Source organism: Amycolatopsis kentuckyensis, from assembly GCF_002155975.1.
Taxonomy (GTDB): Bacteria; Actinomycetota; Actinomycetes; order Mycobacteriales; family Pseudonocardiaceae; genus Amycolatopsis; species Amycolatopsis kentuckyensis.
Genome location: NZ_MUMI01000214.1, coordinates 1 through 14,933, shown reverse-complemented (window position 1 = coordinate 14,933; position 14,933 = coordinate 1). Strand labels below are relative to the sequence as shown.

Sequence of the window (14,933 nt, the reverse complement as noted above, 5' to 3'; positions counted from 1 at the left end):
ACAGTGGAGGTCCGTTATGTCCCGTTCTCGTGCCGTGCCGGCGGTAGTGCTCGCGAGCGTCGTGGCCGTCCTCGTGACGGCCTGCGGCGGCGGCCCGGACGGCGCGGGCGGAACGTCCCAGGCCGCCGGGGCACCCGCCTCCGGCATCCCGGACACCGCCGCCATCGTCCAGGGCGTGCAGAAGGACGCCCAGCTCAACGCCGCTCTCCCGGACGCCGTCAAGCAGGCCGGCCTGCACCTGGCCTCGAACCTGCAGTCCGCGCCCAACAACTTCTACGCCGCCGACGGCAAGACCCCGATCGGCTACGAGGTCGACCTCGCCAAGGCGATCGCCGCCAAGCTCGGCGTCGCCGTGACGCACCAGGACATGGCGTTCGGCTCGCTGATCACCAGCCTCCAGTCCGGCCGCATCGACCTCACCATGGCCGGCATGAACGACACCAAGGCCCGCCAGGCGCAGATCGACTTCGTCGACTACTTCACCTCGGGCATCACGATCATGATCCGCAAGGGCAACCCGGACGGCATCACCGGCCCGGACACCCTCTGCGGCAAGAACGTCGCCGTCGTGCAGGGCACCAGCCACCAGAAGTTCGCCGCCGAGCAGAGCACCAAGTGCACGCAGGCCGGCAAGCCGGCGGTCACCGTCACCGCGACCGACAGCGACAACCAGAACCAGAACCAGCTCCGCACCGGCCGCGTGCAGGCGATCCTCAACGACCTGCCCAGCGCCGTCTACATCTCGCGGACGGCGGGCGACGGCAAGTTCTTCGAGGTCGTCCCGGGCGAGCCGATCGACGGCGGCCCGTACGGCATCGGCGTCAACAAGGCCAACACGACCCTGCGCGACTCCGTGCAGAAAGCGCTCCAGGCCCTGATCGCCGACGGCACCTACGGCAAGATCCTGCAGGCCTGGGGCGTCGAGCAGGGCGCGATCAAGGAGGCTGCCATCAATGGCGGCTCCTGAACCGCTCCCGATCGTCCGGCTCCGCCACTGGGGCCGGTGGGTCGCCGCCGCGATCATCCTCGCGCTGCTCGTCCTGCTGGGCATCGCGCTCGGCAACGCGCAGATCGAATGGGGCCAGGTCCCGGACTTCGTCTTCTACAAGGTGATGGCGACCGGCCTGCTCAACACCGTCGTCCTCGCCGTGCTGTCCCAGGGCGTCGCGATCGTGCTCGGCATCGTCATCGCCCTGCTGCGGCGCAGCGCCAACCCGGTCGCGCGGTGGTTCGCCGCCGGCTACATCTGGATCTTCCGCGGCCTTCCGGTCCTGCTGCAGATCCTGCTCTGGTACAACCTGGCGCTGGTCTTCCCGGTGATCGACATCCCGTTCGTGGTCCACGCGCAGACGAACGTGCTGATCAGCGCGTTCACCGCCGCGTTCCTCGGCCTGGCGCTCAACGAAAGCGCGTACATGGCCGAGATCGTCCGCGCCGGCCTGAACAGCGTCGACAGCGGACAGACCGAAGCGGCGAAGTCGATCGGCATGACGCCGGCCGCGACGCTGCGCCGGGTCGTGCTGCCGCAGGCCATGCGCGTGATCATCCCGCCGACCGGCAACGACTTCATCAACATGCTCAAGGGCACGTCGATGGCGTCGGTGATCGGCGTGACCGAGCTGATCCACGCGGCCAACAACATCTCGTCCAACAACCTGCTGGTGATGGAGACGCTGCTGGCCGCGGCCGTCTGGTACATGGTCGTGGTGACCGTCGCCGGCGTCGGCCAGCACTACCTGGAACGCGCGTTCGGGCAGGCCGACCGCGGCCCGCTCGCCCGCGCGGGCAAAGCTCTGCGCGGCGTGCCGCTGGTGAGGAGTGCCCGTGTCTGAGCCCCTGCTGCGTGCCGTCGGCGTCCGGAAGTCCTACGGCCACACCGAAGTCCTCGGCGGCATCGACCTCGAAGTCCACAAGGGACAGGTCGTCTGCCTGCTCGGCCCGTCCGGCGCCGGGAAGAGCACGTTCCTGCGGTGCATCAACCACCTCGAGACCATCGACGCCGGCCAGATCTGGGTCGACGGCGAGCCGATCGGCTTCCGGCAGCGCGGCGGCAAGCTGTACGAGCTGCGCGAACGCGAGGTGGCACGCCAGCGCCGCGACATCGGCATGGTGTTCCAGCGGTTCAACCTGTTCGCGCACCGCACGGCTCTCGAGAACGTCGTCGAAGGGCCGATCCGGGTACTGGGGCTCAAGCCGGACGAGGCCCGCAAGCAGGGGCTCGCGCTCCTGGACCGGGTGGGGCTCGCGCACCGGGCGGAGGCGTACCCGGCGCAGCTGTCCGGCGGGCAGCAGCAGCGCGTCGCGATCGCCCGGTCGCTGGCGATGAAGCCGAAGCTGATGCTGTTCGACGAGCCGACGTCGGCGCTCGACCCGGAGCTGGTCGGCGAGGTGCTGGAAGTCATGAGTACGTTGGCGGGGGAGGGGATGACGATGGTCGTCGTGACGCACGAGATGAGCTTCGCCGCGGAGGCCGCCGACGAGGTGGTGTTCCTGGCCGACGGCGCCGTCGTCGAGACCGGTCCGCCCTCGGAGGTGCTGAGCGCACCGAAGCACGACCGCACCCGGCAGTTCCTCGCGAGGATCCTCGCGTGAGGAGGATTTCGCCCCGGTACCTGCTCCAGTTCGACGAGCCTGCCGGCTACCTCGACTTCGCCCGGTTCGGGCCGCCCTCGCACGCGGTGCTCGACACGACGGCCGCCCTGCTCGACCAGGCCACCACCGCCGGGCCGTCCACTGTGGACGAGCTGATGCGGCAGGAGGTCCGGGCCAAGGCCGCCGCCGCGCGGCTGTCCGGCTCGGACACCGACCACACGGTGCTGCTCCCGAACACCAGCCTCGGCCTCTTCCAGGCCGCGTTCCACAGCACCGGCGAGGTGCTGGTGTCGGCGGCGGAGTTCCCCGCCAACACCTACCCCTGGGCCCGTGCCGAACAGGCTGGCCGACTGCGTGTCCGGCGCCTGACCAGCGGTTATGTGACGCCGGAGCGGGTCGCCGCGGCGCTGACGCCGGAGATCACGACGGTCAGCGTCAGCGCGGTGGACTTCCGCACCGGCCACCGCGCCGACCTGGCCGCGCTGCGCGACGTCGTCGGCGACCGGCTGCTGGTCGTCGACGGCATCCAGGGCTTCGGCGTCGTCGAGGAGCCCTGGGAGGTCGCCGACGTCCTGGTCGTCGGCGGGCAGAAGTGGCTGCGCGCGGGGTGGGGGACCGGCTTCGCGGTCCTGTCCGACCGCGCGCTGGACCGGATGGATCCGGTGCTGTCGGGCTGGACCGGCGCCCGCGACCCGGGCCTGTTCGACGACGAGATCCACCCGCCGGACGCGACCGCGCAGGCCTGGTCGATCTCCAACCTCAGCCCGATCACCTCCGGCGCGTTCGCCGAGGCCCTCGAGCTGGTCGAGGAGGCCGGTGTCGGCGCCATCGCGGCGCGGATCGCCGAGCGGCTGGCCTCCTTCGAAGAGGTCCTGGCGTCCTGCGGAGCCGAAGTCGTCTCGGCGGTCGGCCGCCGCGCGGGGATCCTGGCGTTCACCCTGCCCGGCCACCCCGCCGAGCAGGTCGGGGCGGCGCTGGCGAACGCCGGGATCGCGGCGACCGTGCGGCCCGAGCACGTCCGGTTGTCGCCGCACGCCTCGACCCCGGCGGCGGCCGCGGACCTGCTCCGCACGGCGCTGGAGACGCTGACGCGGCCGCGCGAACCCCTGGTGGTCCCCGCCGCGGGGGCGACCACGCACGACGTGCTGACGGCCTTGGTGCCCGCGATCCCGGGACTCGCGGCGATGCTCGGCCCGGGCAACGAGGTCCTGCTGCACGACCTGAGCCGGCTGCCGGACTCGATCGTCGCCATCGCCGGCGACCTCACCGGCCGCAGCGTCGGCGGCCCGATGACCGACCTGCTGCTCGGCCTGGTCCGGCGCGGCACCACCCAGGACCTGACGAACTACCGCACGCACGGCCCGGACGGCCGCCCGATCCGCTCCTCGACGCTGTTCCTGCGGGACGCCGACGGGGTCGCGGTCGGCTGCCTGTGCGTCAACAGCGTCGACACGGCCGCGTCGCCGGGCGGCAACGGCGAGCCGGAGACTTTCCCACCGGACGTCGACAGCCTGCAGCGGTTCCTCGTGGACCGCGCGGTGACGAAGGCGGGCATCCCGGTGGACCTGATGAAGAAGCGCCACAAGGCGGCCGTGGTGCGGGAGCTCGACGAAGCGGGTTATTTCCTCATCAAGGACGCGGTCGACCACCTGGCCGGGCGCCTCGACGTCACGCGGTACACGATCTACAACTACCTCAACGAGATCCGCGCCTGATCGGCCCCTTGTCACCCGCGCCTTCCGGGCGCACCATGGCCCGCATGACCGAATCGGACGTGCGGGCCATGGTCCGGCTCGAAGCGGACGGCGAGGCGGACGCCGAAGAGTTCGACCTGCTCGCCCGCCGCCTGCGCGCCGAGCTGGGCGGGCTGGACGTGGACGTGCTGCCGGTCCCGGCCGAGCTCCCCCCGGGCGCGAAGGCCGCGGACCCGGTGACGATCGGGTCGTTGATGGTGGCTTTCAGCGCGGCGGGCGGCGTGTTCCCCGGCCTCGTCGAGACGTTGCGCGACTGGCTGGGCCGCCAGGCGGGCAAGCACAAGATCAAGGTGACGATCGACGGCGACAGCGTCGAGCTGGAACGGGCGACGTCGGCCGAGCGGCAGCAGCTGATCGACGCCTTCGTCCGGCGCCACGGCTAGCCGCCATGCGCTGCTGATCGCAACCGAAACCCACGCCGACCCGGCCCCGCGGCGGCTGACCGCACCCGGCGATCGCGGGCTTCGAGGTGACGACGCTGGTCGACCAGCCCCACCACGTGGTGGGCGAGGCGATCGGCGACTTCTACCGGCGGAGGCGTCGCGACGAGCTCAACACCTGCGGCGGCTGAGGTTGCGCCGGAGCCGGTTGCCGCCGGGCCTGAGCCGCGGGCCGCGGGCGGGCCGCCGCGGAGGCGGCCCGCCGCGCAGCCGGCAGCTTCGGCCGGGAAGTCGGCTCCCGGCCGAAGCCGGTTCGTGCTGCTTCGGCGTCGTCGCGGGGCGCGGACAGCCGGTGGGACAAGCCGTTCGCCGACCCGAAGGTCCACTTCGTCGAGGCCGGTGTCTTCCTCCGGCGCGGGGTGTTCTGCTGCGGCGGCCTCAGGCCACGAAGGACTCCACGGCATCCGCGGCGCAGGAAACCCCGCCGTGACCCCGGATCTCCGCCTTCAGCTCCGCCAGCCGCGCGGCCACCGAAGCCGACGACGACACCTCGGTCACCGCCTCCCGCAGTGACTCGGCCGTCACCGAAGATGCCGGCAGGTGCCGACCCACCCCGAGCGCCTCCAGCTGGGCCGCGTTCCCGAACTGGTCCGCCGCCTGCGGAATCGCCACGGTCGGGACCCCGAACCACAACGCTTCCGTCGCCCCGCCCATCCCCGCGTGCGTGATGAACGCCGACGCCGCCGCCAGCACCGTCGGCTGCGGGACGCTCTCGTGCACCTCCACCGACGACGGCAGCGGCCCGAGAGCGGCCGGCGAGACGTGCTTCCCCAGTGACATCACCACGTGCCAGTCCGCGGCGAACGCCGAGACGCAAGCCCGGTACACCGGAAGCTGGTCGGTGTACGCCGTGCCGAACGACACCAGCAGCACCGGACGTCCCGACGACGGCGGCGTCCACGAACGATCGGCCAGCCGCGCCGGGTCCAGGCACGGCCCGACGAACCGCACGTGCGGGCCCACCCGGTCCGCGTGCGGCTGCATCGCGCGCGGGATCAGCGAAAGGATCCGCTCCGGGTGCCCCAGCCACTCCCATGGATCGGCCGCAACACCGTGGGCCGACAGCCACTTCGAGAACGTGGCCGCGTAGTCCACACCGGACGGTGACGCCTTGATCGGCGCCATCACCTCGGCCATGTCCTCGTCGTAGCCCTCCCACGCCACCAGCGTCGGCGACAGCTGCACCGCGGGCACGCCGTACCGCACCCCCAGCAGCGGCGCACCCAGCCCGCCGATGTCGTACAGCACCAGGTCCGGCCGGTCGTTGTCGAACCGCTCGAGCAGGGACGGGTGGATCGCGATGGCTTCGTCGAGGAAGACGCGCATGGCTTCGGCCGGCTCGTCCGGCCACACGGCCGCTTCGCCGAGCGGGAAGATCGTCGGGTGCCCGACGACTTCGGCGCCCGTCGGCGCGACCAGCGAAGCCAGCGGTGCGCCGACGACGTAGGACACGCGGTGCCCGCGGCGGACCAGCTCACTGATCACGCCCAGCGACGGGTAGACGTGGCTCGGCGCGGTGCAGCCGACCATGACGATGTGTTTGCGCAGCATGGTGCTCCTTCAAGCGAGAAAGAACAGACGGCGCGCAGGTGAAGGGGCTCTCCCGATCGGCGGGGAGCCCGGCGGTCACGCCGTCTCAGGCGCGGCGGAGCCGGATGAAGAAGATCATGGCGCCGACCGTACGGATCCCGGAACGTCCGCGCCACCCGATTTCCACCCTTCGTAGGGCGTTCGTGCGCAGCCGTCCCGCCGGACCCCTTGGCGGGACTAGGGTTTCCCCCGCCCGGAGACGCTGCGAAAGGGAGAAATCAGTGAGACGTGCCGTATTGGCCGCCGTGGCCGCCGCGGTGGCGGCGACGTTCGTGGCCGCGCCGGCCGCAAGCGCCGCGAACGCCGCGAACGCCGCTCCCGCGAAACAGGCGTCGATCGCCTGGGGGCCGTGCACCGACACCACGCTGTCCGGCGCCGGCGCCGAATGCGGGTACCTCAGTGTGCCGCTCGACTACCGCAAGCCCGCCGGGGAGCAGGTCCAGCTCGCCGTCAGCCGCGTCAAGCACAAGGTGCCCGACGCGCAGTACCAGGGCGTCATGCTGACGAACCCCGGTGGCCCCGGCGGTTCCGGCCTGCTGCTGGCCACCCGCGGCCCGCGCGTGCCGAACCACGCCGGCGACGCCTACGACTGGGTCGGCTTCGACCCGCGCGGCGTCGGCGCCAGCAAGCCCGCGCTGAGCTGCGACAAGAACTACATGGACTACGACCGGCCGCAGTACGTGCCGTTCACCCCGCAGCTGGAGAAGACCTGGCTCGACCGCGCCAAGGGGTACGCCGAGGCCTGCGCGAAGAACAACTCGCGCGCGCTGCTGGAGAACATGAAGACGACCGACACGGTCCGGGACATGGACACCATCCGCAAGGCGCTCGGCCAGAAGCAGCTCAACTTCTACGGCTACTCCTACGGCACCTACCTCGGCCAGGTGTACAGCACGCTCTACCCGAAGAACGTCCGCCGGATGGTGCTGGACGGCAACGTCGACCCGCGGAAGGTCTGGTACCAGGCCAACCTCGACCAGGACGTCGCGTTCGACAAGAACATCAAGATCTACTTCGACTGGCTCGCGCAGTACGACGACGTCTACCACCTGGGCAAGACCCAGGCCGCGGTGCAGCGGGTCGTCAACGAGCAGCTGCTCAAGGTGTCCGCCAATCCCGCGGGCGGGGTGATCGGGCCGGACGAGATCCTCGACGTCATCCAGCAGGCGAGCTACTACCAGCTGCGGTGGACGCTGCTGGGCGACGCGCTGTCCCGGTTCGTCAACAAGGGTGACTGGCAGAACTGGAAGACGCTCTTCGAGGCCTTCGGCGGCCGTGGCGACGACAACAGCTACGCGGTGTACCTCGCCGTGCAGTGCACCGACGTCCAGTGGCCGCAGAGCTGGCAGCAGTGGAAGCGCGACAACTGGCAGACCTTCGCCAGGGCGCCGTACTTCACCTGGCAGAACGCCTGGTTCAACGCCCCCTGCTTGTACTGGCCGGCCAAGGCGGGCAAGCCGACGAAGATCGACGGCCGGGGCGTGCCGAGCGTCCTGATGATCGACGAGACGCTCGACGCGGCGACGCCGTTCGAGGGCAGCCTCGAGGTCCGCAGCCGCTTCCCGGGTGCTTCGCTGATCGCCGAGCCGGGCGGCACCAGCCACGCGATCACCCCGCGCGGCAACGCGTGCGTCGACACCAAGATCGCCGACTACCTGGCGACGGGCGCGCTCCCGGCCCGCAAGCCGGGTCGCACGGCCGACGTCGAGTGCGCCCCGCTGCCGCAGCCGGCGCCGACGGTGCCGACGGCCGCCAAGGCCGACGTCGCGGCGACGCAGGGCGTGGCGGCCGGACGGTTCACCGGCTGAACTGCGGAAACCCTGGGAAACGGGGTGCTGGGCACACTGCCCGGCACCCCGTTTTTCTGGCTTTCCGACACCGTGGGCTTTGAATCCACGTGGACTTTGTGTTACAAAGTGCGCAGCAACTTTGCGATTCAAAGTCCACGAAAGGAGGACGCCATGACTGGGGGACCGGCGTTCGCGCTCCACGGCCTCACCAAGCGGTTCGGGCAGGTCACCGCGGTCGGCGGCGTGTCGGTCGAGGTCGCGCGCGGCGAGGTCGTCGCGCTGCTCGGGCCGAACGGCGCGGGCAAGTCGACCACCGTCGACATGCTGCTCGGCCTGACCAAGCCGGACGCGGGGGAGGTGACCGTCGCCGGCGGCAGCCCGCGCGAAGCCGTCGACCGGGGGCTCGTCGGCGCGATGATGCAGAACGGCGCGCTGCTGCCGGACGCCACCGTCGGCGAGATCGTCGGCCTGGTCGTCTCGACGCACCAGAAGCCGCTGCCCGCCGAAGAGGTGATCGCCCGGGCGGGCCTGGAAAAGCTCGTGAAACGCCGCTGCGGCAAGCTGTCCGGCGGGGAACGCCAGCGCGTCCGGTTCGCCCTCGCCCTGGCCGGCGACCCGCAGCTGCTCGTGCTCGACGAGCCCACCGCGGCGATGGACGTCGACGGCAGGCGCGCGTTCTGGGCGGCCATCCGCGAGTTCGCCGCGACGGGGAGGACCGTGCTGTTCGCGACCCACTACCTCGCCGAGGCCGAGGACTACGCCGACCGCGTCGTGCTGATGCGCCACGGCGTCGTCGTCGCCGACGGCCCGGTCGCCGAAGTCCGGGCCGCGGTGTCCGGCCGGGTGCTCAAGGCCGTCGTGCCCGGCGCGACCGACGCGGACCTCGGGCGCCTGCCCGGCGTCACGAGCGTGCAGCTGCGCGGCGGCCGCGCCGAGCTGGCCTGCGCCGACTCCGACACCGCGATCCGCGCCCTGCTGGCGGCGCACCCGGAGACGTCCGACATCGAAATCACCGCGCTCGGCCTCGAAGAGGCTTTCCTGGCGCTGACCGCCGAGGAGGCCGCCGCGTGAACACGACGTACCTGAGCCTGGAGATCAAGCGGATCGTCCGGAGCCCGCAGTTCACCATCTTCACCATCGGCATGCCGCTGGCGATGTTCCTGCTGTTCGGGTCGATCTTCGGCAAGCTCGTGGCGCCGAACGGGCTGGCCTCGAACGTCCAGACCATGATCAACCTGGCGGCGTACGGCGCGAGCGGCGGCGCCCTGTTCACCGGGACGCGCGTGGCGCAGGAGCGCACCGACGGCTGGCAGCGGCAGCTGCGGCTCACGCCGATGCGCGGGCCCGGCTACCTGGTCGTGAAGGTGCTCTCGGCGATGGCCGTGGCGCTGCCGGTCCTCGTGGTGCTCTTCCTCGCCGGGCTGGCGATGGGGGTCGAGATGACCGCCGCGCAGTGGTTCCTGGTGCTGGGGTCGCTGTGGCTGGGTGTGCTCCCGTTCGCCGTGCTGGGCCTGGCCATCGGCCTGTTCGGCAAGGGGGACACGGTCGGCGCGGTCACCGGCGCGCTGATGATGCCGCTGGGCATGCTCGGCGGCCTGTGGATCCCGCTCTACGTCCTCCCGGACTGGATGGCGACCGTGGCGCACTTCTTCCCGACGTACTGGCTCGGCCGGGTCGGCCTGGAACCGCTGGCCCACGCCGGGGGAATGGGGGTCGCCGCGCTGGTGCTGCTGGGCTGGCTGGTGGTTCCCGCGCTGGTCGTGATGCGCCGGTTCCGGCTGGACACGGCACGGCTCTGAATGCGTGTTAGCTTCCGTGCAGCATTGTGGGGTCTGCGCGGGAGGAGGGCGAACCAGGTGGAAGACGAGCCGATGTCGGCCGAGGAATCGCTGAACCTGATCGCCCGGCAGAACCGGCGGACCCGCCGGGAACTGGGCGGGGGCCCGGCGCGGATGCTCGCCGCCTGGGCCCTCGCCTGGATCGTCGGCTGGGGCTTCACGTACGTGACGGTGCAGCCGGGCGTCGCGATCCCCGGCTGGGTCGCCGGCGGCATCGTCGTTCCGCTGCTGTTCCTCGGCGCGATGGCCTACACGGCCTACGTCAACATCCGCGCCGGCCGGGGGATCCGCGGGCCGACCCGCACGGTCGGCGCGATGTACGGCTACGGGTGGTCGCTCTCCTCGATCGGGTTGACGGTCATCGACATCCGGATCACCCAGTTCCACGCGCTCTCTTCGGACCAGGTGTCCCTGCTGTGGTCGGGCACCTGGCTGCTGCTCACCGGCGTGATGTACCTGGCGGGTGGCATGGTGTGGCAGGACAAGCTCATGTACGGCCTCGGCGCGTGGATGATCGTGTCGGCCGCGCTGAGCGTGCTCGTGGGCTACCCGCACAACTTCCTCGTGCTCACCGTCTGCGGCGGTGGCGGGTTCCTGCTCGCCGCGATCGTCTACTTCGTCCGCGAGAAGTCCGGCCGATGAGCGAACTCCCCCAGCTCGACCCGGTCATCCACGCCCAGGCGCGGCTGCGGGTCACGGTCGCGCTCGCCGGGCTGCGCCCCGGCGACCAGATCACCTTCCCGCGCCTGCAGCAGCTCCTGGACATGACGGCCGGCAACCTCTCGACGCACCTGCGCAAGCTCGAGGACGCCGAGTACGTCGAGATCACCAAGGCCTACGAGCACCGCACGCCGGTCACCCTGGTCCGGCTGACCACGGCCGGCCGGGCCGCGTTCGAGAGCTACACCAAGGCGCTGCACCGGCTGCTGGACGTCACCGGCGGGGACTGACGTGGCCCGCTGGGTGATCCACCTCGACCTGGACGCCTTCTACGCCTCGGCCGAGCAGCTCACCCGCCCGACGCTGGCCGGCCGCCCGGTGCTCGTCGGCGGGACCGGGCCCCGCGGCGTCGTCGCCGGGGCCAGCTACGAATCGCGGGCGTTCGGCATCAAGTCGGCGATGCCGATGGCCCAGGCCCGGCGGCTGCTGCCGGCGAACGGCGTCATCGTGCCGCCGCGGTTCCGCGTCTACGAGCGGCTCAGCCAGGAGGTGTTCGCGGTCGTCGCCGAGGTCGCGCCGGTGCTGGAGAAGATCTCCCTCGACGAAGCCTTCGCCGAACCGCCTTCGCTGGTCGATGCCTCTTTCGAAGAGGTGACGGCGTTCTGCGCGGCACTGCGGGCGCGGATCCGGTCGGAAACCGGGTTGGTGGCCTCGATCGGCGCGGGCAACGGCAAGCAGATCGCGAAGATCGCCTCCGACGAGGCCAAGCCGGACGGGCTGCTGGTGGTGCCCCAAGGCACCGAACGGGAGTTCCTCGCGCCGCTGCCGGTGCGGGCGCTGTGGGGCATCGGCCCGGTCGCCGAGGGGAAGCTGCGGTTCATCGGCGTCCAGACGCTCGGGCAGCTCGCGGCACTGTCCGAACCGGACGCGGTGGCCACCCTCGGCGGTGTCGTCGGCCGTGACCTGCGCCGGCTGGCGACCGGTGCCGACGACCGCCCGGTGGCCGGCCGCGCCGAGACCAAGCAGGTCAGCGCCGAGACGACGTTCGACACCGACATCAAGGACCTGCCCACGCTGCGGGCGGAGGTCCGCCGGATCGCGGTGGGCGCGCACCAGCGGCTGCTCAAGGCCGGCCGCGTCGCGCGGACGGTGGTGATCAAGCTCCGGCACACGGACATGCACACGGTGACCCGCTCGGAGACGATCTCCGCGCCGACGGACGACCTGGCCGAGCTGTCGGCGACGGCGGAGAGGCTGCTGATCGACCCGGCCGAGTTCGGCGGCATCCGCCTGGCGGGCGTGGCCTACAGCGGGCTGTCGGTGCCCCACCAGGACGCGCTGTTCACCCTCGCCGCGCCTCCTTCGGCACCCACGGTGGTGTCTTCCGCCCCGGCGCCCGCCGCCGCACCGCCGTCGGCGTGGCGCCAGGGCGACGACGTGGTGCACGAGGAGTTCGGCACGGGCTGGGTCCAGGGCGCGGGCCACGGCCGGGTGACGGTCCGCTTCGAGCACCGCTCCTCCGGCCCCGGCGTCGCACGGACGTTCCCCCAGTCGGACCCGGCCCTGACCCGCGGCGACCCCGGCGACTGCCTACGCTGAAGTGCCACATCATGGGGGCATTTGTCCCTAGGGAGCCGAGCAGCCCTGCAGCTTCGCCACCTGCTGGCCCGCCAGCAGGAACGCGCCGACGCCGTACGCGGCGGTGTCCGTCGCCTTCGCCGTCGCCGGGCGGTCGCCGACCGGCTGGACGTAACCCACCTTGCCGTCGGCCTGCAGGGACTTCGTCGACAGCGCCGTCCACGCCTTGTCGACCACCGGGCGGAACCGGGCCGCGTCGAGGACGCCCGCGTTGACGCCCCAGCCGAGGCCGAACGCGAAGAACGCCGTGCCGCTGGACTCCGGGCCGCCGTGGTTCCACGGGTTCAGCAGGTCCGCGTTCCAGAAGCCGTCACGCCGCTGGACCGAAGCCAGCGTGGCCGCCATCTTCTTGAACACGCGCTGGTACTCCGGCCGCCGCGGGTCGTCGGTCGGCAGCACCTGCAGGACCTTCGTCAACGCCGCCAGGGCCCAGCCGTTGCCGCGCGACCAGAACACGCCCGAACCCTTGAACCGCGCGTCGCGGTACCACAGGCCGGTGAACTCGTTGAACAGCTTGTGTTCGGTGTACGAGAAAAGCTGGTCCATGGCGTCCAAATAGGATGGATCGTGGTCGATCAGGCTCATCCGCGCGAACGACGGCATCGCCATGTTCAGCGCGTCGGCGTAGTTCCAGTAGTCGCGGTGCCCGGCCTGCACGGACGCCACCTCGGCCTTGATCCGCGTGCGGATCGAATCCAGCGGGATCTCCGGGTGGAAGTAGGTGTAGAGGTCCAGGTAGGCCTCGCCCGCCGCCTGGTTGTCCGGGAAGAACGGCCGCTTCGGGTCGTCCGGCAGGAGGTACTTGTTGGCCTGCGCCCAGGGGTACGTCTTGTGGTTGGACTGGCCGGTGGTCCGGACCAGCGCCAGGTTGCCGACGTGGAACGTGGCGTTCTGCCAGTCCGGCGCGTCGAGGTTGGTTCCGTTGGCCACCCAGTAGTTGCCCGCGGACACCATTTCCTCGGCGATGGTGCAGGTCGCGGCGGTCGCCACCGGGGCGGTGAAGAGACTGCCCGCCAACGCCGTGGCCGCGAGCACGCCGAAACCGCGAATTCCCGGGAAACGCATGAAAGCGTCCTCCTCAGCACTCATGGCGGCGGTCGTCCGCAGCGAGTGAAGCGCGTCCCGGTAACCGTGTCAAGGTACCGATCACCGGTACGCCGCAACGGTTTCCAGCAATCGGCGGCACGCGGACTCGGCGCCGTCGGCGTTCTTCGCCAGCACGAGTGTCAGCACCCGGGAGTGCGCGACCAGCGTGTCCGCCGGTTCGCCCTGCGCCCGCAGCGCCGCCACCACCGGCACCTGCAACTGGGCGATCAACGTGTTCCCCGACGCGCGGACCAGGGCCGCGTGGAACTGCGCGTCGGCGGCCCTGAAAGCCGCGTCGTCTTCGGCGTCGGCCATCTGCGCGTAGGCCGCCGCCATCGCCGAAAGCTCGTCGGGACGCCGGTGCCGCGCCGCCATCCGCGCCGCCTGCGGTTCGATGGCCAGCCGCAGTTCCAGGAGCTCGCGCAGGTGCTCCCGGCCACCGGGACCGCCGACGCGCCAGGCGATGACGTCCGGGTCGATCGCGTCCCACGCCTCGGGCGGCAGCGTCCAGGTACCGACCCGCGGGCGCGCGGTGACCATGCCCTTGGACTCGAGCACGCGCAACGCCTCGCGGACCACCGTGCGGGACGCGGAAAACCGGCGGCCGAGCTCCTCGGGGACGAGCGGCTGCCCGTCCCCGAGGACGCCTTCGACGATGAGCCTGCCGAGTTCGTCGACGATGCGCGCGTGGAGGTTCCGCACCGCTACTCGGGCAGGCCGACGCGCCGCTCCCCGCTGCGCAGCTGCTGCAGCACGACCGCGATCACCAGCAGCGCGCCGTGGGCGACGTTCTGCCAGAACGGGTTGATGCCCAGCCCGGACATGCCGTTGTCGAGCACGCCGAGGATGACCACGGCGAGCACGGTCGAAATGATCGACCCGCGGCCGCCCTTGAGCATCGTGCCGCCGAGCGCGGCGCCGGTGACGGCCTGCAGTTCCAGGCCTTCCGACCCGGACGTCGGCTGGCCGGAGCCGGTGCGGGCGGTGATCAGCACGCCCGCGATCGCCGCGACCACGCCGACCAGCGCGTACACGCCGATGATGTACCGGTTGATGTTGATGCCGGCCAGCCGGGCGGCGGTGTCGTTGCCGCCGATGGCGTAGACGTTGCGGCCGATGTCGGTGTACTTGAGCAGGAAGTGCAGCAGCGCCGCGACGATCAGGAACACCCACACCAGCGACGGCAGGCCCGCGATCGCGCCCTTGGCCAGGAAGATGAACAGGTCGTCGCCGCCGGTGTAGCCCTGCGCCTTGCCGTCGGAGATGACCTGCGCGATGCCCTTGTAGGTGGCGAGCATGGCCAGCGTCGCGACCACCGGGTTGACCCGGCCGAAGATGATGATCATGCCGTTGACCAGGCCGCACAGGATGCCGACACCGACCGCGGCGAGGATGCCGACCTCGGCGTTGCCGGTCGAGGTGAACACCATCGCCGAGACGACCGAGGCGAGCCCGGCCATCGAGCCGACCGAGATGTCCAGCGCACCCAGGATGATCACCAGCGTCTGCACCAGGGCGAGCAGCCCCATGATGGTGATCGCGCTG

At 71.3% G+C, this 14,933-nt stretch carries 15 protein-coding genes; 11 read left to right on the top strand and 4 right to left on the bottom strand.

Annotated features, from left to right (window positions below; all coding sequences use genetic code 11):
• Positions 1-16 precede the first annotated feature (16 nt).
• The 5 genes from CCN39_RS21295 to CCN39_RS21275 are packed head-to-tail and all read left to right on the top strand — an operon-like array spanning position 17 to position 4,729.
• On the top strand, positions 17-967 hold the full coding sequence (locus CCN39_RS21295; RefSeq protein ID WP_086844596.1) for an ABC transporter substrate-binding protein: 951 nt from the start codon (positions 17-19) through the stop codon (positions 965-967).
• A complete protein-coding gene (locus CCN39_RS21290; protein WP_086844594.1) occupies positions 954-1,832 on the top strand; it encodes an amino acid ABC transporter permease in 879 nt (292 codons plus the stop codon). Before CCN39_RS21295 ends, CCN39_RS21290 begins: the two co-directional genes overlap by 14 nt.
• Positions 1,825-2,592 (top strand): amino acid ABC transporter ATP-binding protein, encoded by a 768-nt coding sequence (locus CCN39_RS21285; RefSeq protein ID WP_086844592.1) that lies wholly within the window; start codon positions 1,825-1,827, stop codon positions 2,590-2,592. The genes CCN39_RS21290 and CCN39_RS21285 overlap by 8 nt, the downstream gene beginning before the upstream one ends.
• Complete coding sequence (locus CCN39_RS21280; protein WP_086844590.1) at positions 2,589-4,307, top strand: aminotransferase class V-fold PLP-dependent enzyme; 1,719 nt, start codon at positions 2,589-2,591, stop codon at positions 4,305-4,307. The genes CCN39_RS21285 and CCN39_RS21280 overlap by 4 nt, the downstream gene beginning before the upstream one ends.
• A 44-nt stretch (positions 4,308-4,351) precedes the next feature.
• A complete protein-coding gene (locus tag CCN39_RS21275) occupies positions 4,352-4,729 on the top strand; it encodes an effector-associated constant component EACC1 (protein WP_086844622.1) in 378 nt (125 codons plus the stop codon).
• Positions 4,730-5,164: 435 nt separating this feature from the next.
• On the opposite strand, the gene CCN39_RS21270 is transcribed toward CCN39_RS21275, so the two are convergent.
• Positions 5,165-6,337 carry a macrolide family glycosyltransferase gene (locus tag CCN39_RS21270; RefSeq protein ID WP_086844588.1) on the bottom strand — a complete coding sequence of 391 codons (1,173 nt, stop codon included), beginning with the start codon at positions 6,335-6,337 and terminating at the stop codon, positions 5,165-5,167.
• Between the two features lie 260 nt (positions 6,338-6,597).
• Between CCN39_RS21270 and CCN39_RS21265 the strand changes: the two genes are divergently transcribed.
• The 6 genes from CCN39_RS21265 to CCN39_RS21240 all read left to right on the top strand — a co-directional run bounded on the left by CCN39_RS21265 (position 6,598) and on the right by CCN39_RS21240 (position 12,263).
• Entirely contained in the window at positions 6,598-8,184 is a 1,587-nt protein-coding gene (locus tag CCN39_RS21265; RefSeq protein ID WP_167455133.1) for an alpha/beta hydrolase, read from the top strand.
• Positions 8,185-8,337: 153 nt separating this feature from the next.
• Complete coding sequence (locus tag CCN39_RS21260) at positions 8,338-9,237, top strand: ABC transporter ATP-binding protein (protein ID WP_086844586.1); 900 nt, start codon at positions 8,338-8,340, stop codon at positions 9,235-9,237.
• A complete protein-coding gene (locus tag CCN39_RS21255; RefSeq protein ID WP_086844584.1) occupies positions 9,234-9,965 on the top strand; it encodes an ABC transporter permease in 732 nt (243 codons plus the stop codon). The genes CCN39_RS21260 and CCN39_RS21255 overlap by 4 nt, the downstream gene beginning before the upstream one ends.
• Positions 9,966-10,022: 57 nt before the next feature.
• Positions 10,023-10,646 (top strand): hypothetical protein, encoded by a 624-nt coding sequence (locus CCN39_RS21250; RefSeq protein WP_086844582.1) that lies wholly within the window; start codon positions 10,023-10,025, stop codon positions 10,644-10,646.
• Positions 10,643-10,954, top strand: a complete 312-nt coding sequence (locus CCN39_RS21245; protein WP_086844580.1) for a transcriptional regulator — start codon at positions 10,643-10,645, stop codon at positions 10,952-10,954. The genes CCN39_RS21250 and CCN39_RS21245 overlap by 4 nt, the downstream gene beginning before the upstream one ends.
• A 1-nt stretch (position 10,955) precedes the next feature.
• Complete coding sequence (locus CCN39_RS21240; RefSeq protein ID WP_086844578.1) at positions 10,956-12,263, top strand: DNA polymerase IV; 1,308 nt, start codon at positions 10,956-10,958, stop codon at positions 12,261-12,263.
• Positions 12,264-12,290: 27 nt separating this feature from the next.
• Here the strand turns inward: CCN39_RS21240 and CCN39_RS21235 are convergent, their stop codons facing one another.
• From CCN39_RS21235 to CCN39_RS21225, 3 genes are all read right to left on the bottom strand, one after another.
• A complete protein-coding gene (locus CCN39_RS21235) occupies positions 12,291-13,367 on the bottom strand; it encodes a glycoside hydrolase family 88 protein (RefSeq protein ID WP_086844576.1) in 1,077 nt (358 codons plus the stop codon).
• Positions 13,368-13,448: 81 nt separating this feature from the next.
• Entirely contained in the window at positions 13,449-14,090 is a 642-nt protein-coding gene (locus tag CCN39_RS21230; protein ID WP_086844574.1) for a FadR/GntR family transcriptional regulator, read from the bottom strand.
• A gap of 2 nt (positions 14,091-14,092) precedes the next feature.
• The coding region (locus CCN39_RS21225; RefSeq protein WP_086844572.1) for an ABC transporter permease at positions 14,093-14,933 on the bottom strand (841 nt) is incomplete at its 5' end.